Here is a 21,266-nt window from a genome sequence, read left to right on the forward strand (position 1 = left end):
GTCTGAAAGTGACCAATGATTAGCCCTCGTTCGATAGCATCCATTTATGTGGTCTTTTTATCGATGCTTTGTATCGGTAAGGCTCTGGCTGCGCCGATAACCGTAGAATTGCCTAATCAAGGGACAGAGCTTTATTACTCTGAGGCTGTGCGGTTAAGTCAAGTGCTGATAGATGCGCAAAGGGTTGAGCCTGAAAGGTTTGTGTTGGCAAATCACTTTGCTCTATTAGACAATAAATCGGACATGACTGCCGAGAAAAAAGATATCTTCGGTCAGCTTGAGCAGCGAGCCAGTAAGCCCAACCACGAGAGTTTAAATCAATCCTCCCGAGCGATTTTAGATCAGCTTAAGCAGTTTACTTATCTTAGACGGTTGCCGTACAGGCTTGATGCTGACTGGGCTCGCAGCCAAATATCAACTGACCCTGTATTAGCCTTTCAAAATGAAAATGCAGGGCTTCGTTTTCGGCTATTACAATCAAAAAGACCCACACAAATTCGTTTGATGGGAGCCATAGAAAAACCCACCCTAGTGCCATTTAAGCCTCACTGGAAGCTGTCAGACTATATAGAAAATCATCATGTAAACCTGCTATCGGGAGCTCAGAAAAGCCTCGCTTTTGTTATACAGCCAGATGGCGAGATGACACAACTGCCTTATGGCTGGTGGAACGGAAAAGAGGTCTACTTTGCCCCAGGTGCGACAATTTTTATTGGTCTAAGGAGCCTTGCTTGGGAAAACGAGGAGCTCAACCTTCAGATAGTCGAATTGCTCACTCATAAGGTGGGGCTATGAGGTTGCAGTATGGCGTCGTTATTGGACTGACATTGTTGGGTTTTATAAGCAGCGAGAGCTTGGCCGACGATCTCTTTTATAGCGCGCAAGCAACCCCTTCCCAATCTGACTTTGGTGGCGTTGGCCTAATGCAAATGCCTACAGGCAGAATGGCGAGAGAGGGAGAATTTAGCCTAAACGGCACTTGGAATAACGAATACCATTTCTACAGCATTAGCTTACAGGTGCTCCCGTGGCTGGAGACCACGGTTCGCTACACGCTAGTTCAAGATTTGCTCTACAGTGGAGATCCCGAGTTTAGTGGCGATAACGAACTGGCCGATAAGGCGATTGATTTTAAGATCCGCTTATTGCAAGAGAGTCGTTATATTCCTGAGCTATCCATTGGCTTCAGAGACTTTGGTGGTACGGGGTTATTTGATGGGGAGTTTATTGCGGCCAGCAAGCGCTTTGGTCCTTTTGATGCAACGGTCGGCATTGCATGGGGGTATTTAGGTCAGAGTGGCAACATCTCTAACCCTATGTGCTCAGTGGCGGATCGATTTTGTGAAAGGGCGAATGATTATAGTGGCAACGGTGGTCAGTTTGATGTGGACCGATGGTTTTCTGGGCCTGCTTCAATTTATGCGGGATTAGAATATCAGACACCCTATGAACCGCTCTCGTTTAAGGTTGAATACGATACCAATGATTATTCACAAGATGCCCCAGTAGTAAGAGGCACTGCCGATATGACTCAGCATATTCCTGTTAACTTTGGAATGGTATATCGCGTGGATGATTGGGCGCAAATTCGAGTCAGTTATGAGCGAGGCGATACGCTGGCGTTAGGTGTCACCTTATCCACTAATTTTAATGATCTATACGCCACCTGGGTTGATGAGCGTCCACCGCATCTTGCTCAACAAAGAGACTCCTCTTCTACTACCGATTATGAAAAATTGTCCCAAGAGCTCTATGATGTAGCGGGATATAAGGTGCACAGCATCAGGCAGGACGAGCAGCGAATACTCATTTCTGCAGAGCAAGAAAAATACCGAGATAGAGACCTAGCCCGAAATAGGGCTGCAGTCATTACGCTCAACCATACGCCCCCTTCTGTAAATACCATATCTATTGTCGAAACCAATAAAGCTCTATTATTGACCGAGACGGATATTGATAGTCAGACTTTCGTGGCGGCACATGAACAGCAGTATCTCGATGTTAACTATGATGATGCGGTCTCTGTGAGCAATGTCGATGAGGTTGATTCTAGCCCGCAGTATGAAGACTTCGAACGATTCGATTATGCATTTTCACCGCAGCTTATACAGTCTTTTGGTTCTGCGGAGAGCTTCTACCTGTACAGTATTGGTATTAATGCAGATGCCGGATATTGGCTCACCTCTAATTTGCAGATGAGTGGCTCGCTGTATCTCAACCTATTCGATAACTACGACAAGTTTAATTACATAGCACCGCCAGATGGTACTGACGTGCCTAGGGTACGAACCCTATTTAGGGCATATGTGGATGAGAATCGTCTACGCATGAAGAATCTCCAGCTCACTTGGTTTGAAGATTTTGGCTCAAACTGGTACACGCAATTGTATGGCGGGTATTTAGAAATGATGTTTGCAGGAGTGGGCGGAGAGGTCTTGTACCGCCCCTTAAACAGCAGCTGGGCGTTTGGTGTTGATGTGAATCTCATTTATCAACGCGACCCTGAATCATGGTTTGGGGTGTTTGATAGTCCTACTCAATATAGTGAGGTAGATCAGCGCTACTACAACGTTATCGTTCAAGGTACTACAGGATTTGTGACTGCTTACTATGCCCCTAAGTGGTCTTTGCTGGACGATACCTTGTTTAAGGTCGGAGTTGGTGAATTTTTAGCGGGTGACTACGGTGCGCGCTTTGATTTCTCCAAGCAATTTGACTCGGGTGTGATTGCAGGGGTTTTTGCAAGCATCTCTGATTTAACACCAGAAGAATATGGTGAGGGTAGTTTTACTAAGGGATTTTACGTATCTATTCCCTTTGATGTAATGACAGTGAAGCCTAGCCAAAACAGAGCCAACTTTAATTGGCAACCCATCACTCGAGATGGCGGACAGATGCTAATGCGTAAATATCAATTATTTGAGGTGACGGACGCAAGAAATCCTTGGTATCAAAGACCTCCTGCGAATCGTTAGCTTATTACTCGTATACCACTTCATCTAGGTAACGCAGATAAGCGTTTCTTAGACGGATTGGGTTGTTTTCAAAGTAATTCGGGTTGAGCCTTGCTCTGTTGAAGTACTGTCTGTCGAGGTTGTGGTAATTATTCGCTGTTTTGCCTAGCCCAGTGTTTAGCTGGTTATGGCTCTCGCCAACTCGAGTTTGTACGCTAAAGTTCCATTCGCTAACACCGCGCACGGTCAGATAATCTGGTTTCATACCGCGCCAGAAGGTAAGAGGAATCGATACATTCAAGGTGACAAATTGTTCGCTTTCACTGTTTAAATAAGAAGCGTCTAGGCGTGTGTCACCAAGCCAATGGCTAGACGTGGCTTTCACCCCTTGGTCGCCACCCCAAAACTCACCCCCTTGCACCTGCATTTGCCAGTTCCACTGTGCAACGGAGAGTCGATAGTGAGCAAGAAGCGGGGTTCGATCTTCAGTATCAATGCTGTCTTTAGCGGTGAAATAGCCCGCCTCAAAGCCTAGATTATGCATACCGCTGGTGCTGTACCACTGGGTTTCATTTTGCCCGCCATAGTAATCGCTCCTGATTAGACCAGCGCTAAATAGCGTCATGGTGTTAGCAGGTAGACGAAATGCTTGATGCACTAAGGCGCGATCAATTTCGCTTTCCAAAGCATCAGATTCATAGTACCCATCATCGTAATCATCACTATTGGCGATAGGTAGGATATGACGAACATCAACAGCAGCGCCTTTCCATAGCGGAGTATAAAGATTGGTACCTAGTCCAATGGAATAATCAAAGAAGCCGTATTCGGTTGCAACGGCATAGTTCATTACAGGCGAGAAGATAATTTCGCTGTAGCCAAAGCCGTCGTTGACGGTTTCATAGCGCCATTGTGTTTGGTCTAATTTTGCAGTTAAGTCCTGATTAGAGAACTGCATCTGCTCACATTCAGCGCCACTTTTCAAAAAGTCGCGATAGCAGTTCAGCTCTGTATTGATAGAGAGCATTGGAACTTTATTCTGCAAAAGCACTAGCTCTACTTTTTGAGCCTTGCTTGAGCCTCTAGGTAAGTCAGCAAATAATCCTTCACCTGAGTTTGCAGAGATGATACCTAGGGCCACACCCGCGCCATCCATGGTGTTGTGCTGATAGCGTTTGCTTTCTAGTGCAATAACTAAGGTATCTAGGTTCGCACCAACACGGATGTTCACGAACCCTTCTTGCTCGAGTTTGCCGATAAGCTGAGTTAGGCTGCTGGCATCACCCTTAGCGAGCTGAGTTTCAACCTGTGTTTGTGAATCAGGCTTAACATCTGAGTACTTGTTACGGGTGAAGGTATCACCAAAGAAGGGCACTGAGGCACTTACGCCCCATAGGGTTTGGTCTTGGTTTTCGTGGCCGGAGTAAAGCTGATATTGAGCGGCCAGTTGTGCCCCGTAAGGCAGCATATCTCGTGGCGTCATTAAGCGAACAGCAGCGTTAAATTCCTGCGCGTCGTACTCACCAGCCAGTTGAACAAAATCAAACGGCTGCCATTCTGCACCAGCAAAAGGTCCATCGAGCACACCTAAGCTGAGATCCGACTGACCGTAACCACCACTGAGGCGCAAGTTAAACGACTCTATCTCGGTATCGGCAACCACAAAATACGCATCGAAGTTACTTGCAGCGCCACCAATATCTTGTGCACCAAAGGCAAGGTTAAAGCCAGTAAGGTCTTCGAGATACGGAAGCTGAAATTTAGCGGTAGCAGAGAGATCTCTAATGCCACAACCTTCTGTAAAACAATTCGAGTTGTAGTCTGTTGTAACGATGCGCCCACCCACTTCAAGATGCGGGAATACACCAGCATTGACATACCAGTTGTCTAATTCGGCGATGCTTCCGCGATAGGGCACGCCTTGGCTAAATAAGGCGCTTCCTCGCCCTGCTTCTATGGTTTGCGCATTGGGTGTAAAAATAAGCCCGCTGAAGCCTTGTTGAGAAGGCAAGATATCAACTTGAGCGAGAACAGGGTAACTAAATCCAGTTACCAGAGAGAGAGCAAGGGTGCGAGAGGCAGTCGTGCGCATAGGAACATCCATATCCTAGGGGGTAGATATTGTCGAGCTGTAAAAATTGACGCCTCTATCAAAGAGGCGTCATTGGGCAGTTGTTTATCCTGCAGTGCCACCAGTACCACCTGTCGGTGGTGGGGTTTCCTCGCCCGGAGGAGGAATTACCGCTGGTGGTTCCTCTGGAAGCTCTTCACCATCTTGAAGAGTGTCATCCGGTAACGGCTCTTCTGGATCAGGGTCTCGAGCAACAACATCCTCAAATGCAGTGTCATCTTTCAAATCTTCAGACACGTCAATATAGGTTGGTGCACCAGTATCTTGATTTACAGGGAAGTTAGGATCCTCAGCCAATGAAGTTGCAATAGTCTTGGTGACGTTTGTTAGTTCATCAGTTGACTTGTCTGGCTGAGCTACCAATGCGTCAGACAAAACGATTGTTGATGCTTGAACTTTTGCGGCTACATCGTCGCTCATTGAAGCTAAAGCAGCATCAGGATCGCTTAGAAGTTGGCGTTTTTGAGCATCAGTAAGATCTGCGCCATCAGGCAAAGAGTCTTCAAAAACATCATCGATAATGTCATCGATGATGACATCTTCTCCTGCCGCTTCAAGCTCTTCTATACGCTTGTTAATCAGAGTCGTGTATGGCGTAGCAGCTATAACGGTGTTTGCTTCATACAGCTCAAGTGGAACAATGTACTGAACATCGCTCATATCTTTACTGTTAGTTTCATCAATAGCACCTTGAGTAGGTCCAAAGCTGACAACACACTGATCTGGGTTTTCAGTAAACTCAGGGAAGTTGCCTAGACCAATCTCTAGGAAGCCACCGCCGCCAGTCGTACCCATTAACATATCGCCATCACCACAATCGTAGAAAGCTTCAATGCCTCGAACACCGCCATCATATGCTTGAACGGTAACGTTGGCCGGGGTTACGTAGTTATCATTGTCACTGCCACATGCCGCTAAAAGGGCACCACTAACAGCTAATGCGATTACTTTATATTTCACAATAATCCTCCTGAGTGAAATAAGTGCTATCCATCCATGCTGGAGAGCAAATTAAATTCAGTTTGTGTTGCGTTTAGCGCCAGTGGTAGGCCGCTGAGATGCCGAAATAGTTGATGTCTGGACCACCAATATCGTTATACCAAGTGTAGTCCAGCGCGCCAGACCAGTTTTTGTCGAATGCTAATTCGAGACCCACACCAAGGTGAGGTGTCCAACCGCTATCATCCTCATATACACCCGAACCATTGGCGCTCCAGTCATACCACTGAGTACCGACTTTTCCGTAGATGGCTAGGCGCTCGACAATATCGTATGAGAGTTTCGCGGAAAGGTTTATGGTTTGAGCATCGTAGCTACCCGAAACATCTTTGAGGTCAGCTTCTCCTAGGTCTTGATAACCCAGTTCAAAGGCAAGCCATGGCAGCGTTTGCATGCCTATAAATACACCCCAAGAAAAATCTGGGTCGTCAACGCGAGTGACGTCAGTTACGCCAGAACCCAAACTCCCCCAGCTGGTTGTACCTAGGTTGATACCACCATAATAATGATGTTGATGACTTTTGGTTTCTTCGGCTATTGACGCCGAGGACACCGCAAGCAGAAGTGAGACAGCTAAGCTGATTTTTTTCATTGGCTGAAATCCCTATCAGTAAAAATCAATTCTTGAATACCGAATAGGCATCAAGACCACACTACAATTTATCTTAACTTATTGTTTAATAGTAAAGTTTCACTAAATTGAACTATTTGTGATGCTTGTGAATGAATTGTAATAATTTGTGAGTAGGATCACATCTGTGGTTTTATTGTAAGCATTTTGTTGCAGGGATAAGCACTGTTCTAGAGGTGATTTCTAGTGAATTGCGCAAGAATCGGGTTGAGTATCGGTGCGTTAACTATCACACTGATTTAACTTTATTGATTAAATGACACTAGGTTCTCTATTTTGACTCTATCGAGCATGCTACGTCTGATCTGTCTAGCTGCGATCTGGGGAGGTTCATTTCTCTTCATGCGCATTTCCGCTAATGCACTAGGCCCCGCTTATCTTATTGAAGCAAGGGTGCTATTTGCTGCGGTGAGCTTGCTGGTTGTAGCTTGGTATATGAAGAAGAAACTGGATTTCACTGCACACACTAAGCACTTCTTTATTATTGGATTGTTGAATACGGCGTTGCCTTTTTTATTGTTTGCCTATGCAGCACAAACCTTGCCGGCATCTATTCTATCGATATTGAACTCAACTGCCGCCATATGGGGTGCAGCAATCGCGATTGTTTGGTCAAGAAGTCTGCCAACGCTAAGGGTTATCGTGGGTCTAATTTCTGGTGTTATAGGCGTATACATTTTGGTTGGGCTGGATAATGCTCTTCTGCCTGCGAATTCTGGTGTAGCGATGATTGCAGGTGTTATGGCCGCTTGTTGTTATGGTATCGCCAGTAACTATGCCAAAAATGCCCCCAAAATTTCGTCGTTTGATAATGCCCATGGGAGTATGTGGGCAGCGTGTTTGATCGTGCTGCCTCTATTGCCCTTTATGCCAATTAGAGAAATGCCTGACGTACAGATTTCTATTTCAGTGATATTGCTAGGGGTTGTGTGTACGGGACTTGCCTATCTTCTTTACTTTAGGCTTATTGAAGATCTTGGTCCGCCATCAGCACTGTCTGTGACCTTTCTAATTCCTCTCTTTGGCATTCTATGGGGTAACCTATTTCTTGATGAACAAGTGGGGTGGAATACCGCTTTAGGTGCTCTGTTTGTCATTGGCGGAACCATGCTAGTAACAGGGTTTTCTATAAAGAAAATGCTCGCATCAAATCGAAAGGTGAAACATGAATACTAGTCAGCAGCGTCACTACGATACTGTCGAAAAAGCGATAGTGTTTATCCGGGGGCATCTGAATCGTCAGCCAAACCTCACCGAAGTAGCAGAGCATGTTCATCTGAGCGAATCCCACTTACAGCGTATTTTCACTGAATGGGCAGGCATTTCTCCAAAACGTTTTATGCAGTCGCTGACTAAAGAGCGTGCGCTTGAGGTGTTAAAGAGCTCCTCGAACCTTATTGATGCAGCCGACAATGTGGGTTTGTCAGGTACGGGACGGTTGCATGATCTCATCGTGTCTTGTGAGGCGATGACGCCTGGCGAAGTGAAAAGCTTAGGCGCGCAGTTAATTATCTATTTTGGTGAAGCATATACACCGTTTGGAACAGCAGTGATTGGTTGGACCAAGCGAGGCGTATGCTTTCTACAGTTTGCAGACAGCAATGCATTTGAGACGCTAGCGATACTGAAGGAGCAATGGCCATTGGCGACATTCAAGCAAGGGGACGCCCAAGGTATCGCGAATAGTATCTTTTCTGGATCTGGTAATAAGGTGCACCTTATCGTTAAAGGCACTAATTTTCAGATTAAGGTGTGGGAAGCGCTGATGAAAAGCCATTCTGGAGAACTGTTCTCTTATTCTCAGATTGCTGAACGCATTGGTTCACCCAAGGCTTCACGTGCCGTAGGCAGTGCTGTAGCGTCCAACACCATTGGCTTTCTAATACCTTGTCATCGCGTTATTCGCGGTGATGGCGATGTCGGGCAATTCCGCTGGGGTAGTGACCGTAAGGTTGCCATTCAAGGTTGGGAAGCGGCTCAACTGGGGTAATTGTCTACATTATTCTGATATGAAAAAGCCCGAGCATCTTGCGATGCTCGGGCTTTATAACGTTGAGTGCCTAGCCTTAGAAGATTAGGTGCGCCACACCTGCGATAACTGGCAGGGTGATTAAGGTTCTTAGAATGAAGATGATGAACAGTTCACCAATATTCACTGGAATCTTACTACCTAGTAGTAGAGCCCCCACTTCTGACATGTAGATAAGCTGTGTTACTGACATTGCTGCAATAACGAAGCGCGTTAGTTCGCTATCGATAGAAGCCGCCAGAATAGATGGAATGAACATATCAGCAAAACCAACTACGATGGTTTGCGATGCCGCTACTGCTTCAGGGATAGCCAGAAGCTCAAGATAAGGGACAAACGGTTTACCCATAATCGCAAATACAGAGGTGTACTCAGCGATAACCAATGCGATAGTACCTAGGCCCATAACCACAGGTAGCACACCAAAAACCATATCGACTGCGTTTTTAACGCCTTCTTTAGCCACTGCGCCAACTGAAGTAACCTGACCTGCTTTTCGTAGTGCCAAGTCCATACCCCAAGAGAAGGTCGAATGGCCTGCAGGAATAGCGTTCGCATCATGGTGTGGTTTAGAGCCATCAATGAATACGTCTTTCTTACGACTCAATGGAGGCAGGCGAGGAATAATCACAGCCGCTACAAAACCCGCTAAGCAGATAGCGCCATAGAAAGGCAGGAATAGGTGCTCTAATTCAACCTGAGCAATAACAACCAAACTAAAGGTAATAGATACAGCTGAGAATGTCGTGCCCACAACAGCAGCTTCACGCTGAGTGTAAAACTTGCTTTCGTACTGCTTGCTGGTCATTAAGATGCCAACACTACCGTCACCCAACCAAGATGCCATACAGTCGATAGCAGAACGTCCTGGGAGGTTAAATAACGGGCGCATGATCTTGCTTAATAGGGTGCCAAATAGCTCTAGCAGGCCAAAGTTAAGTAGGAAAGGAAGCAGCAAGCCTGCAAAAATGAATACAGAGAACAGCGTTGGCAACAATCCGTCTAGAACCAACCCGCCCGTGTTTTCTTCCCAGATGGCTTCTGGGCCAACCTGAAAGTAGGTTAACGCAACAGCAAGACCACCGATAATACGCACAGTAAGCCAAAGAGGTGATGGCTTGAACAGTCCATTCAAGAAGTCGTTATCTTCGATAAAGCGCGGCGTTTTGATAGCGCACAATAGTGACGCTAGTGCCATACCCGAAATGATCAACGTGATGATGCCAATCAAGCTACCATCTAGCGCACCTTGAAGGGTTTTGGCTAATACAGCAACAGGAATCGTTAGGTTACCGTCATAGCTGATTGGAGCCATGAATAAGAACAACCCGATGATAGAAGGGATGAAGAACATCCAGAAATTGCCTTTTACAGGCTGCTCTGCATCGTTCGGTGCTGATTTGTTTGTTGTGTTAGTTTGCATTTTTAACTCGTGCTTAACGTCTAAATAAGGACACTAGAATTGTTATGTCAGATAGCTCATTTATGAATCTATCAAATTGCGCGCAAGGATAAGCATCTTCGTGTTTGATAGCAATACTATTCATTAAAAATGTCTAATTATTCAGGGTGAGATTCTGAAATTTATGATCTCTGCCATGTTTTGTAACGATAAAGTGTGCTTTGTTGGTATTTTGTTGCGGTCACAAGAAATGTTCCATTTGTTGAGAAAACTGCACCCAGTCATGTTTGCGCTCTTCGTAAACGGAAAAACTGGGTGGTGGAAAGTCTTGTACGTTGAAGACGCCCATAGGGATGATGGCGTACTCTCTTGCTACTGATAATGAAAGCAACATAGTTGTGCCGCATGCAGGGCAAAAGCTGTGATTGACAGAGTTATTGCTGTCGGCAATTCGAGTGAATTGATTGAGGTCTCCATTAATGGTGACTTGTTCTAACAGAAAACGAACTTGGACACCGAAAACACTTCCTGTGCGCTTCTGACAAGAGACACAGTGGCATAAAGCTGAACGGATAGGAGCGCCTTTAGCTATGATCTCAACTTGACCACAGCTACACGATGCCGTACGAACTTTCTGCATTTTTGTTCCCTCCATGACGCTGACAATACTAATCATAGCAATGAAATTTGGCTCAGCTAAGCCAAGAAATCAGGAAAATGTGACAACAAGCAGGCGGCCTTTAAGGGTATAAGGGTGAGATCTTCTACTCTGCTTGTGCGAGATCTCTTACAAAGTCGTAGGAGAATAGGATTATCTCAACCAGAAAACAACGGCTGTCACCACTTAACCTGTTGAATTTATTATGATTGACGTATATTTCAATAATTTTGGTGTTGAGTGAAAGTCTCACACCTATTGTTAGTAAGGCCAAAAACAACGAAACTTAAGTTGTCAGCAGGAAGCAGGCATTATGGAATCTTCAGGATGAAGAGCAACGACTAGGATTGTCGTTGAAAAAGGATTAAGGACATTGTACGGATACAGAAGTTACTAGGATGGTAGCTTGCAACGGAAGGCAATGGACACCTCTAGGATAGAGGAAAGGAACAAACATCAGGATGATGTAAAGGACACCGCTCAAGGAACAAGTGAGTGATACCAGTAAGGATATTGGTCAGCCAGGATAAGGCATTGGACACCGCTAGGAAGGCGAGAAAGGATTAAGCTTAGGATAAGCACACTATCATGGATTTAGATGCATGGAGCACTTTTAGTAGCCGGACTGCTGCGAGTAAGACTATAACCCCGATGGGCGCAAGCCCTCGGGGTTTTTCTTTGTCTGGAGTTTGTGTTTTTTGTTTTGAGGCAACTATGACTATAGGTTCATTTCAGTAAACCTTAAATTATGCCTTGAGAGAACAATGTGCACTCTAAGATTCTTATATGGACCCCCTCGGTAAATCAACAAAGAATTTGGAAAACAAGTATAGATGCGCACTTATATACGGGCTTTATTGAGGAGCTACCTCGCCCTAAAATGTAGTCGCACCAGTAGGCTATTTCTCGATATCGGCAAGTCTACTGCCTCGAATCTTATCTAGCTCATACTGGTCGGTCTTACCTGTCTTACATCGCTCTTCGTTGACTATGCTCGGTCTATCATGACAATTTAATTGGCTGATAGTCCGAATCATTCTTTAATAAAGCATAAGCGGTTCGAACGGTTTTGTTCGCTAAAGCAATTGCAGCGATCTTTTTTCCTCGCCGTTCGACTAGCGCTTGTAACCACTGCTCTTTGTTTGTTGTCGCTGGACGGTTTAATACATGAGTGATAACGGAAAGCGCTCCTTGAAATAAAATTGAACGAAGTCGCTTATCCGCACTGTACTTAGATATATGTCCAATACGCTCTTTCCCGCCGGAACTGTTCTGTTTAGGTGTTAGCCCTATATTAGCGGATGCTTCTCGGCCATTAGAAAAGTTTTCACCTCGCCCTAATCGTAACGCTAACCCTAGCGCCCCTAACGGACCGACCCCTTCTAGCTTCATCAGCTTTTTGCAAATATGATGCGACTTAACCAAAGATTCGAGCTGCCTATCTAGTTCTTGCAAGTGTTCAATTTGGCACAATAAATGTGACCATGACCTGTGTAGCGCCGTTCTAAAACTATCAGGTAAAGAGTTATCAGCATCTTCTAGGATGAAAGGGATTTCCTTTCTTAACTTAGATAGGCCTTGCGGTAGAATAACTCCGAACTCAGCTAATACTCCTCGCATCTGGTTACTTTGTGCGACTAGTTGAACCTTAGCCAAGTGTCGCATACGCTCTAACGATTGAAGTGCCTGCTCCTCAGTTGAGTGAATATGAGTACCATGGATGTGCTCTTGCTGTGCTGCAACACCAATGGCTAAAGCATCATTCCTATCTGTCTTTTGCTTGGTTTGAAATGCTTTTACGGCTCTGGCGTTGATGACTTTTACAATGTGGCCTGCGCTAATTGCGAATCGAGCCCAGTAGTGTGCACTGCCACAGGCTTCCATAGCCACGAGGGCTTGTTTTTCATTTATCAGAATTTCTTTGAGTTTTGCTCGACTGACTTCGCGGTTGTAAATGACTTTTCCGTTAGGGCAGAGTTTGCAAACTTGGAATACATTCTTTGCTAAATCAATAGCTAATAGATTAGGCTTAGTCATGTATGGGCTCCTTTGGCTAATCTTTAGTCGGATTAAGACCGTAGCTCCTCAAGGAGAGGGAGTCCATACATCTGGATAAGCTCATTCGAGCTTTCCAGAATGACGCGCTGAAGTAGATATACGTTGCGACGATTAATTGGACGTCATCCCTGAAAATTCCATAGGAATTTATCTGGGATCTTAGAGAGTGCTTAATTGAACAATGTGCAGTCTAAGGTTCTGGATAAGCTCATTCGAGCTTTCCAGAATGACGCGTTGAAGTAGATATACGTTGCGACGATTAATTGGACGTCATCCCTGAAAATTCCATAGGAATTTATCTGGGATCTTAGAGAGTGCTTAATTGAATAATGTGCACTTTAAGATTCTGGATAAGCTCATTCGAGCTTTCCAGAATGACAATTGTTACTCCACTGTGCGTATATATTTACTACAGCGCACTCGTCATCCTAGAAAGTGCCATAGCTAACCAATGGCAATCTCTAAGGTACTGATTATCATGAGAGTGACCTACCTTTACGAATTATCAGTCTTAAAAATATGCACATCTCTTTGAGGGAACGGGATAGTAATGCCGTTCGCATCAAACTGGCGTTTGACCTCTTCGGTTACGTCCCAGTACACATCCCAGTAGTCGTCGGTTCTTACCCAAGGGCGGACAATTAGGTCAACGGATGATTCGTTTAGCGTGTGGACACGTACATTCATCTCTGGGTTTTTAAGAACTCTATCGTGGTTTTCTAGAACCTTAATCGCAATTTCTTTCGCAAAATCAAAGTCATCGGAATAGGCAATGCCAAATACCATATCGACACGACGGACGCGTTCAGAGGTCATATTGTTAATGACGTCACCCCATATTTTGTTGTTTGGAATGACAAGGGTTTGGTTATCTAAAGTACGGATTGTGGTTGATACCAAGCTCATGTGACTCACGTTACCTTGAATCCCCGCAACCTGAACCAAGTCCTTCACATCAAATGGGCGGTAGATAAGGATCATCAATCCTGATGCAAAATTAGACAGGGTGTCTTGCAATGCAAAACCAATGATGACACCGGCAACACCGAAACCGGTAAGCAGTGGACCAAGGTTGATACCTACCTGAGACAAGGCGATTAACAAGCCAATAAAGGTAACGGCTTTCGCCACGATGGAGATAAAGAAGTCTTGCATCAACACACTAAAATCCATTTTTGAGTGCGATACGCTTTTCTTCACAAGATTAGCCACCAGCCTAGACAAAATGCGAGTGACCCAGAGTATTGCCAAGAACACCAGTAGCTTAACCAGCAGTGACGGTGAGTTATCTAGCGCCCAATCTTTAAATGAGTCGAGCCATTCACTGAGTAATCCAAATGCCACATTCACATCAAGCACGTCTGCATTGATGTCACCAGTCATGGCAAATAAGGTTTGCTTATATTCGGTCACATCCAACCCAAAGTCTGACATAAGAGCTACTGTGTTGTTCATGCTTGAGAGCAAGAAACGTTGTAGTTGCTCCAGGGCAAAAATTTGTTTTTCTAGATCCGCTTTATCCGCCTCAATGGTGTAGTTCATCCGCTCATCGAGCGCCCTTTTGCGGCTATCTAGATAAATAACGATGTCGTACAGCACCTCACTACGTTTTTGAAGATCTTGCTTGAAGCCGGTTTCATCCAACTCTATTTCTAGAGTTTTAGCCCAACCAAAGGTCGTTGCAAGCTCAGTGTAATAGACATCAACACTACTGATCCTTTGCTGAGTCAAAAACTGGTATTCCGCCTTTTCAGCAGCATCCGCATCTCGAGTGTTACTAAACAGGGTTTCCGCTTGTTTATCCGCATGAACAATTAGCGCTTGGAGCATGCTAGCTTGAGCCGGGACAAGAGTCTTTAACTCTTTTGAGTCGGGAGACTGCGCGATTAGGTTTGAAATACTATCCCTAAGTACTGCGTTCTTGCGTCGCAATACGTCTTCAAGAAACAGGGCTTGCTCTCCCTTTGCTGCCTCAATCTTTTCTAACTGAGCAGTAAACTGTTGTTGTTGCTTTAACAAATGGCTGGTATCAGCTGCTATGGCAATACTGGCAAAGATATTGCACAGAAAAACGAGCAGTAGTAATCCTTTACGCATGATGAGATCTCTTTGGAATTGTTATAAAAAATATGAGGTTACAGATGAGCTACCTTAGCTGGGAGTATAGTTAAACTTTGATCTGTTCGCTGAGCAATAACAGCGAATTTCACTGATTTCTTGATTGTTATCCAATCTAAACTAGCATTTATTAACATAAATATAACATGGTTGTATCGTAGGGTTGCACAGACAACCTAACGAGTGTGTGAAGAATCTTTTAGGGTGCGCATACCTGACCTCTGTCGTTCAGATATGCATTGACGTTCAAATGTTCTGATGAGCTGGGTAGATTCCGGCCTCAACATTGGCTCACCAGGAGGGTGATACGCCTAATGCGAGACCATAAAGTAATGCGATCATTCGTGAGAGTAGTCGATCGGCTACGCGCGTGGTTTTTCAGCTTGTGTTTTGGGGTGGTTGTAAGCGCGCCCAGCACAGTCTCGGCTGAAAATACTGAGTCTTCCTTCAATATGACCCAAGGTGTAACAGAGATAAGTGGCAAGGTGTATCACCTGCACATGCTTATTTTCTATATCTGCGTCGCGATAGCGGTCGTGGTATTTGGAGTGATGTTCTACTCCATCATCAAGCATCGTAAATCCAAAGGCGCAGTCGCCGCTAATTTCCATGAAAGTACCAAGGTCGAGATCATCTGGACCGTTATTCCAATCCTTATTCTTATCGGCATGGCCATTCCTGCGACCAAGACGCTTATTGAGATGGAAGACACCAGTGAGTCTGATATCACGGTTAAGATCACCGGTTCACAGTGGAAGTGGCACTACAGCTACTTTGACCATGACGTTGAGTTTTTCAGTTATCTCTCCACCAGTAATGAACAAATTGAGGGTACGGATGAGAAGGGTGAGCACTACCTACTAGAGGTAGACAATGCGTTGGTGCTTCCTATCGGTAAAAAAATCCGTTTCTTAATGACCTCTGATGATGTGATTCACTCTTGGTGGGTGCCTGATTTTGCGGTGAAAAAGGACACTATCCCAGGGTTTATCAACGAGGCGTGGACCAAGATTGATAAACCGGGAATCTATCGCGGGCAATGTGCAGAGCTGTGTGGGCGCAATCATGGCTTTATGCCTATCGTAGTCCAAGCCGTTGAGGCTGCAGAATTTGATGAGTGGATAGCCAATAAAGAACAAGAGCTAGCGGCTGCCAAATTAGAAGAGCAGAAAGCACTAGAAAAAACCTTGGGTATGGATGAACTGATGGCGCTGGGTAAAGACGTTTACGAAGGCCGCTGTGCGGTCTGTCATCAGAGTAACGGCTTAGGTGTCGCTAATGTGTTCCCTGCAATGAAAGGCAGCGCAGTAGTGCTTGGGGATGTGAATGGTCATATCGATATTATCGCCAACGGTGTGAGTGGAACCGCGATGCAGGCATTTGGCACTCAGCTGACCGCTGAAGAGATCGCGGCCGTGGTCACCTATGAGCGTAATGCATGGGACAACAATACTGGTGATGTAGTGCAAGCTTCCGATGTGAGTACACAAATGAATGCGGAGGGTGAGTGATGAAAGAGTTCGATAAAACCTCTACCTATGAGAGTACTGCTGCCGATGATCTTCATGCGGGTGGCAGTGCCGATCACGATCATCATGGACCTGCAAAAGGATTGGCGCGCTGGATCTACTCAACTAACCACAAAGATATAGGAACACTGTATCTATGGTTTAGTTTGATCATGTTCTTTACCGGCGGCGCAATGGCGATGATTATTCGCGCAGAATTATTCCAACCGGGTTTGCAGCTGGTTGATCCTCAATTCTTCAATCAGATGACCACAGTACATGGCTTAGTGATGGTATTTGGTGCAGTCATGCCTGCCTTTACTGGCCTTGCTAACTGGATGATCCCTATGATGATAGGGGCGCCAGATATGGCTCTTCCACGAATGAACAACCTGAGCTTTTGGATCCTGCCCTTTGCCTTCTTAATCTTATTAAGCTCGCTGTTCATGCCTGGTGGTGGTCCTGATTTTGGTTGGACCTTCTACGCACCTCTTTCTACGACCTACGGGCCTGATAGCACCGCACTGTTTGTGTTCTCGGTTCACATTATGGGTATCAGCTCCATCATGGGGGCGATTAACGTCATCGTGACTATCTTCAATATGCGCGCCCCTGGCATGACACTGATGAAGATGCCTTTGTTTGTGTGGACTTGGTTAATCACCGCATTCTTATTGATAGCGGTAATGCCGGTGCTCGCAGGTGCAGTGACCATGGTTCTCACTGATAAATACTTTGGCACTAGCTTTTTTGATGCAGCCGGTGGTGGCGACCCTGTGATGTTCCAGCATATCTTCTGGTTCTTCGGACACCCTGAGGTGTACATCATGATCTTGCCATCCTTCGGTATTGTTTCAGCAATCGTACCGGCATTCAGTGGCAAGAAGTTGTTTGGCTACCATTCAATGGTATATGCAACCTGTTCGATCGCACTTCTGTCATTCTTAGTGTGGGCTCACCACATGTTTACCACAGGGATGCCGGTTTTTGCCGAAATATTCTTTATGTATTGCACCATGCTGATAGCGGTACCCACGGGGGTGAAGGTATTTAACTGGGTGGCCACCATGTGGCGAGGGGCGCTCACCTTTGAGACGCCAATGTTATTTGCCATCGCCTTTATCGTGCTGTTTACCATCGGCGGTTTCTCTGGACTGATGCTGGCGATAGTCCCAGCTGACTTCCAATACCATGACACCTATTTCGTGGTGGCACACTTCCACTATGTATTAGTGTCTGGAGCGGTATTCTCCATTATGGCGGCAGCCTACTACTGGCTACCCAAATGGACTGGCAATATGTACAACCAGAAATTGAGCTTACTCCATTTCTGGACATCGATTGTCTCGGTGAACGTGTTGTTCTTCCCTATGCACTTCTTAGGATTGGCGGGTATGCCACGCAGGATCCCTGATTACGCTATCCAATTTGCAGATGTGAATCAGATCGTTTCCATTGGGGGATTTGCATTTGGGCTTTCCCAGTTGATCTTCTTGTGGGTGGTCATCAAGTGCATCCGAGGTGGAGAAAAGGCTCCGGCCAAGCCTTGGGAAAGGGCTGAGGGTCTTGAATGGACCGTGCCAAGCCCTGCACCGCATCATACCTTCTCAACGCCCCCTAAAGTGGATTAAGAATTATGAGCAAGGGAATGTCGAATAAGAAACTCACACTGGTACTGTGTGGAGCCACCGTCGCTATGTTTGGCTTTGGCTTTGCTCTTGTACCTTTGTACGACATTCTTTGCGAGCAGCTGGGTATTAACGGCAAAACCTCTACCGTAGCAGTGCAAGAGCCAGAGTCTATGCAAGTGGACGAGTCGCGAACCATAAAGGTCGAGTTTGTTTCGCACATTCCTCCGGGCTTGCCTATCACGTTTGAACCTCAGTCTAAGGTGATGAAGGTTCATCCTGGACAGATAATTCGCACAGCCTATATAGCAACGAACGAATCAAAAACGGCACTAGTGGCTCAGGCTGTACCTTCTGTGTCTCCAGGGTTGGGGGCAACACACTTTAATAAAATTGAATGCTTCTGTTTTAATCAGCAACCGCTCAACGCCAAGCAAGAGGCGGAGCTGCCGTTGATTTTTTATGTAGAGCATGACTTACCAGATTCCATCCATACGCTAACTTTGTCTTATACGTTGTATGACATCAGTGACAGCGTTGACGATAGTGACCAGAAACTCGCTTCCTTGGCTGTGCCAGAAAAATTGGCTGTATCGGAGCAATTGGCGCAGACACATGACACGCAAGGAGATGCGTTATGAGTGACAAACACGAAACTTATTACGTTCCAGCCCAAAGCCAGTGGCCTTTAGTGGCTGCTTTCGCATTGTTTTTTGTTGCCGTTGGAGCAGGACTGACCGTTCAGACCATGAATGATGGTGGTTTATTAGGCCCTTGGTTATTAGCCATTGGCTTTGTTGGTTTGCTGGTGGTGTTGGCCGGTTGGTTCACCAATGTGGTTCAAGAGTCATTGTCTGGCTATTACAGCGCACAAATAGCCCGCTCTTTTAGACAAGGTATGAGTTGGTTCATCTTTTCTGAGGTGATGTTCTTTGGGGCTTTCTTTGGCGCGCTCTTCTACGCACGAATGTTCTCTGTGCCTTGGCTAGGAGGGGCAGACAACAACGTAATGACCAACGAAGTGCTGTGGCCGACCTTTGAGGCCATGTGGCCGCTGACCTTGACTCCTGGCGGCGATACAACGCAAGCCATGGGCTGGCAAGGTCTTCCGCTAAAGAACACGGTTATCTTATTGCTCTCTTCTGTGACGCTGCATATGGCGCACGTTAGCCTTGAGCAGAACAAGCGCATGGCGTTAGTGGTGTGGCTGGAGTTAACCATAGTATTGGCTGGATTCTTCTTATTCTTCCAAGCCGAAGAGTATATCCACGCCTATCAAGATATGGGACTCACCTTACAATCAGGCATCTATGGCAATACCTTCTTTTTGCTAACCGGTTTCCACGGGATGCATGTATTCATAGGCACGGTATTTTTGATCGTGCTGCTGTTTAGAATCAGCAAAGACCACTTTACCCCTAAAGACCATTTTGGCTTTCAAGCAGGAAGCTGGTACTGGCATTTCGTCGATGTGGTATGGCTATGCCTATTCATCTTTGTGTATGTGATTTGACGCGACGTCATCCTCGAGCGCTTGCGGCCCCGTCATCCTCGAGTGCTCCTATCGAGGATCTACTTTGCCACAAGGGCAGACTTAAATTTTGGGAAAAACCCTAATAAGGCCGCTGATTAGGCACAACCCAACCCAGCTTCAACGCTAGGATCAAAAACAGGATAACAACAGCAGATAACGCAACACGGCGGCCAAGATAACGGCTCATAGGTACCTTAGAATCAGGCTCTTCTCGCACCATGTGTACCATCGCAAGAGCAAGATTGAAGACAATAAATAGCAGTAACAGGATGATTATTAATTTGAACAGCAGTGGTGACATCAGGTCTCCTAGGTCTTCAAAAAAAGCGCTTTGGATAGTAGCGACTGTCTTAACTGTGGTTCTGTTTTTGGTTCTGGTCAAATTGGGCTTCTGGCAACTGTCTCGTGGAGAAGAAAAGCTACTCCTTGAGCAACAGCTGCAAGATAGGGAGCAGATGACACCTATGGTGATTGAGCAGTTAGCAGAGATAGACAGTGAATTCACCCTTACTGGTTTCCCTTTGCAGGTAGATGTAGAACCTGAAGCTATCCCTCTTGTTTACATTGATAACGTGACGGTTGAGGGAAGGGTTGGGTATACCGTTTTGCAACCCATGGCGATCTATTTTCAGGGTGAAAAACAAATATTGCTGGTTGAGTTAGGCTTTGCTGTGGCGACTTCTACTCGAGATCGACTACCCAGAGTCAATAGTATTGAGACAGCGCAGAATGTAGTCGGGCGGGTGTATCAGCGAAGCCTCAACCCATTAAGCAGTGATGTGATGCAAGAACAAATGCTAGGGGGCATTCGTATTCAAAACCTTAATCTAAACCAGTTATCTATGGTGTTAGATACTCTCTTGTTTGATTTTGTTCTTCAGCCGTACGCCTTGCCCAATAGTGATCTGCCGAAGATTTGGTCACCCTACCCAATGACCTCACAGAAGCATTTTGGATATGCATTTCAATGGTTTGGTATGGCCACGGTTTATGCCCTGCTCGTTGTCCTGTTTGTGGTAAGAAAGAGAAAAGTGAAGGAATGACTATGCAAAGCCAAGCGATTTATCCTCAGCAAAAACAGGGACGGCTTAAGCTACTGGCTTTGATCCTGATATTTGCTTTACCTGTGGTTGCCGCTCACTTGATATTGAATCAAGGGTGGTATCAGTCAGGGGTCACGAATAAAGGCGTGCTTATTGAACCTAGGTTCACTTTTGAATCCGCGGGCCTTGTGAGCCCAGTTTCTGATACTTGGCAATTGGCCTTTATTGTTCCGGACAAGTGCGATCAAGTGTGTGAGCAAAGATGGCACTTATTGAACCAGAGTTATATTGCTCTTGGGGCGTACAGCGAGCGAGTGGTAGTTACTTTGTATGTGTCAGAAACTGCGGATACATCTTGGCTTGCGAAAAATCAATCCAACTATCCGATTTTGCAGTTGAATGCACATCCCGTCCCCGTTGAGTCTCAAGATTATTTGCTCGTCGACCCACTAGGACAGTGGGTAATGCGTTATCCGCAAGCTGAAGCGAATACGCTGGTGGCACAAAATAAGGGGCTGATCGCCGACGTACGAAAAATCCTTAAGCTTTCACGAGTCGGATAGCGACTAAATA

At 45.7% G+C, this 21,266-nt stretch carries 17 protein-coding genes and 1 pseudogene; 10 read left to right on the forward strand and 8 right to left on the reverse strand.

What is annotated here, in order from left to right; translation table 11 throughout:
• The first annotated feature begins 15 nt into the window (after positions 1-15).
• Both A6E01_RS13270 and A6E01_RS13275 read left to right on the forward strand, forming a co-directional pair.
• The gene (locus A6E01_RS13270) at positions 16-795 is read left to right on the forward strand and encodes a capsule biosynthesis GfcC family protein (RefSeq protein WP_065210400.1); all 780 of its coding nucleotides are present in this window, start codon (positions 16-18) and stop codon (positions 793-795) included.
• On the forward strand, positions 792-2,975 hold the full coding sequence (locus A6E01_RS13275) for a YjbH domain-containing protein (RefSeq protein ID WP_065210401.1): 2,184 nt from the start codon (positions 792-794) through the stop codon (positions 2,973-2,975). The genes A6E01_RS13270 and A6E01_RS13275 overlap by 4 nt, the downstream gene beginning before the upstream one ends.
• Before the next feature lie 4 nt (positions 2,976-2,979).
• Here the strand turns inward: A6E01_RS13275 and A6E01_RS13280 are convergent, their stop codons facing one another.
• The 3 genes from A6E01_RS13280 to A6E01_RS13290 form a co-directional block, all read right to left on the reverse strand.
• Positions 2,980-5,046, reverse strand: coding sequence for a YjbH domain-containing protein (locus A6E01_RS13280; protein WP_065210402.1), 2,067 nt, complete (start codon positions 5,044-5,046; stop codon positions 2,980-2,982).
• Positions 5,047-5,130: 84 nt separating this feature from the next.
• Positions 5,131-6,045, reverse strand: a complete 915-nt coding sequence (locus A6E01_RS13285; protein ID WP_065210403.1) for a hypothetical protein — start codon at positions 6,043-6,045, stop codon at positions 5,131-5,133.
• Between the two features lie 73 nt (positions 6,046-6,118).
• The gene (locus tag A6E01_RS13290) at positions 6,119-6,676 is read right to left on the reverse strand and encodes an outer membrane beta-barrel protein (RefSeq protein WP_017028026.1); all 558 of its coding nucleotides are present in this window, start codon (positions 6,674-6,676) and stop codon (positions 6,119-6,121) included.
• Positions 6,677-7,006: 330 nt separating this feature from the next.
• Between A6E01_RS13290 and A6E01_RS13295 the strand changes: the two genes are divergently transcribed.
• On the forward strand, positions 7,007-7,891 hold the full coding sequence (locus tag A6E01_RS13295) for a DMT family transporter (protein ID WP_065210404.1): 885 nt from the start codon (positions 7,007-7,009) through the stop codon (positions 7,889-7,891).
• Complete coding sequence (locus A6E01_RS13300) at positions 7,881-8,705, forward strand: methylated-DNA--[protein]-cysteine S-methyltransferase (RefSeq protein WP_065210405.1); 825 nt, start codon at positions 7,881-7,883, stop codon at positions 8,703-8,705. The genes A6E01_RS13295 and A6E01_RS13300 overlap by 11 nt, the downstream gene beginning before the upstream one ends.
• A 76-nt stretch (positions 8,706-8,781) precedes the next feature.
• On the opposite strand, the gene A6E01_RS13305 is transcribed toward A6E01_RS13300, so the two are convergent.
• The 4 genes from A6E01_RS13305 to A6E01_RS13320 form a co-directional block, all read right to left on the reverse strand.
• Positions 8,782-10,167 (reverse strand): YjiH family protein, encoded by a 1,386-nt coding sequence (locus A6E01_RS13305; RefSeq protein ID WP_017028029.1) that lies wholly within the window; start codon positions 10,165-10,167, stop codon positions 8,782-8,784.
• A 220-nt stretch (positions 10,168-10,387) separates the two neighbouring features.
• Positions 10,388-10,786 (reverse strand): GFA family protein, encoded by a 399-nt coding sequence (locus A6E01_RS13310; RefSeq protein ID WP_065210406.1) that lies wholly within the window; start codon positions 10,784-10,786, stop codon positions 10,388-10,390.
• 1,020 nt (positions 10,787-11,806) lie between these two features.
• A complete protein-coding gene (locus A6E01_RS13315; protein ID WP_065210145.1) occupies positions 11,807-12,841 on the reverse strand; it encodes an IS110 family RNA-guided transposase in 1,035 nt (344 codons plus the stop codon).
• Positions 12,842-13,357: 516 nt separating this feature from the next.
• Entirely contained in the window at positions 13,358-14,959 is a 1,602-nt protein-coding gene (locus tag A6E01_RS13320; RefSeq protein ID WP_017031794.1) for a mechanosensitive ion channel family protein, read from the reverse strand.
• A gap of 353 nt (positions 14,960-15,312) precedes the next feature.
• On the opposite strand from A6E01_RS13320, the gene coxB reads away from it, so the two are divergent.
• From coxB to A6E01_RS13340, 4 genes and pseudogenes are all read left to right on the forward strand, one after another.
• The gene (gene coxB / locus A6E01_RS13325; protein ID WP_418368975.1) at positions 15,313-16,491 is read left to right on the forward strand and encodes a cytochrome c oxidase subunit II; all 1,179 of its coding nucleotides are present in this window, start codon (positions 15,313-15,315) and stop codon (positions 16,489-16,491) included.
• 71 nt (positions 16,492-16,562) lie between these two features.
• A pseudogene (gene ctaD, locus A6E01_RS13330) lies at positions 16,563-18,119 on the forward strand (cytochrome c oxidase subunit I); the annotation flags it as partial.
• Between the two features lie 17 nt (positions 18,120-18,136).
• The gene (locus tag A6E01_RS13335) at positions 18,137-18,757 is read left to right on the forward strand and encodes a cytochrome c oxidase assembly protein (RefSeq protein WP_017028034.1); all 621 of its coding nucleotides are present in this window, start codon (positions 18,137-18,139) and stop codon (positions 18,755-18,757) included.
• Positions 18,754-19,629 (forward strand): cytochrome c oxidase subunit 3, encoded by an 876-nt coding sequence (locus tag A6E01_RS13340; RefSeq protein ID WP_017031796.1) that lies wholly within the window; start codon positions 18,754-18,756, stop codon positions 19,627-19,629. Before A6E01_RS13335 ends, A6E01_RS13340 begins: the two co-directional genes overlap by 4 nt.
• Before the next feature lie 100 nt (positions 19,630-19,729).
• Here the strand turns inward: A6E01_RS13340 and A6E01_RS13345 are convergent, their stop codons facing one another.
• Positions 19,730-19,951, reverse strand: coding sequence for a DUF2909 domain-containing protein (locus A6E01_RS13345; RefSeq protein WP_017031797.1), 222 nt, complete (start codon positions 19,949-19,951; stop codon positions 19,730-19,732).
• 67 nt (positions 19,952-20,018) lie between these two features.
• Here A6E01_RS13345 and A6E01_RS13350 point away from each other — a divergent pair, with 67 nt between their 5' ends.
• Positions 20,019-20,693 carry an SURF1 family protein gene (locus A6E01_RS13350; RefSeq protein WP_237334537.1) on the forward strand — a complete coding sequence of 225 codons (675 nt, stop codon included), beginning with the start codon at positions 20,019-20,021 and terminating at the stop codon, positions 20,691-20,693.
• Positions 20,694-20,695: 2 nt separating this feature from the next.
• Positions 20,696-21,256: a hypothetical protein gene (locus A6E01_RS13355; RefSeq protein ID WP_017028038.1), complete on the forward strand. Its 561-nt coding sequence runs from the start codon at positions 20,696-20,698 to the stop codon at positions 21,254-21,256.
• The last annotated feature ends 10 nt before the right edge of the window (positions 21,257-21,266 follow it).

It is taken from the genome of Vibrio breoganii (assembly GCF_001677275.1).
GTDB lineage: Bacteria > Pseudomonadota > Gammaproteobacteria > Enterobacterales > Vibrionaceae > Vibrio > Vibrio breoganii.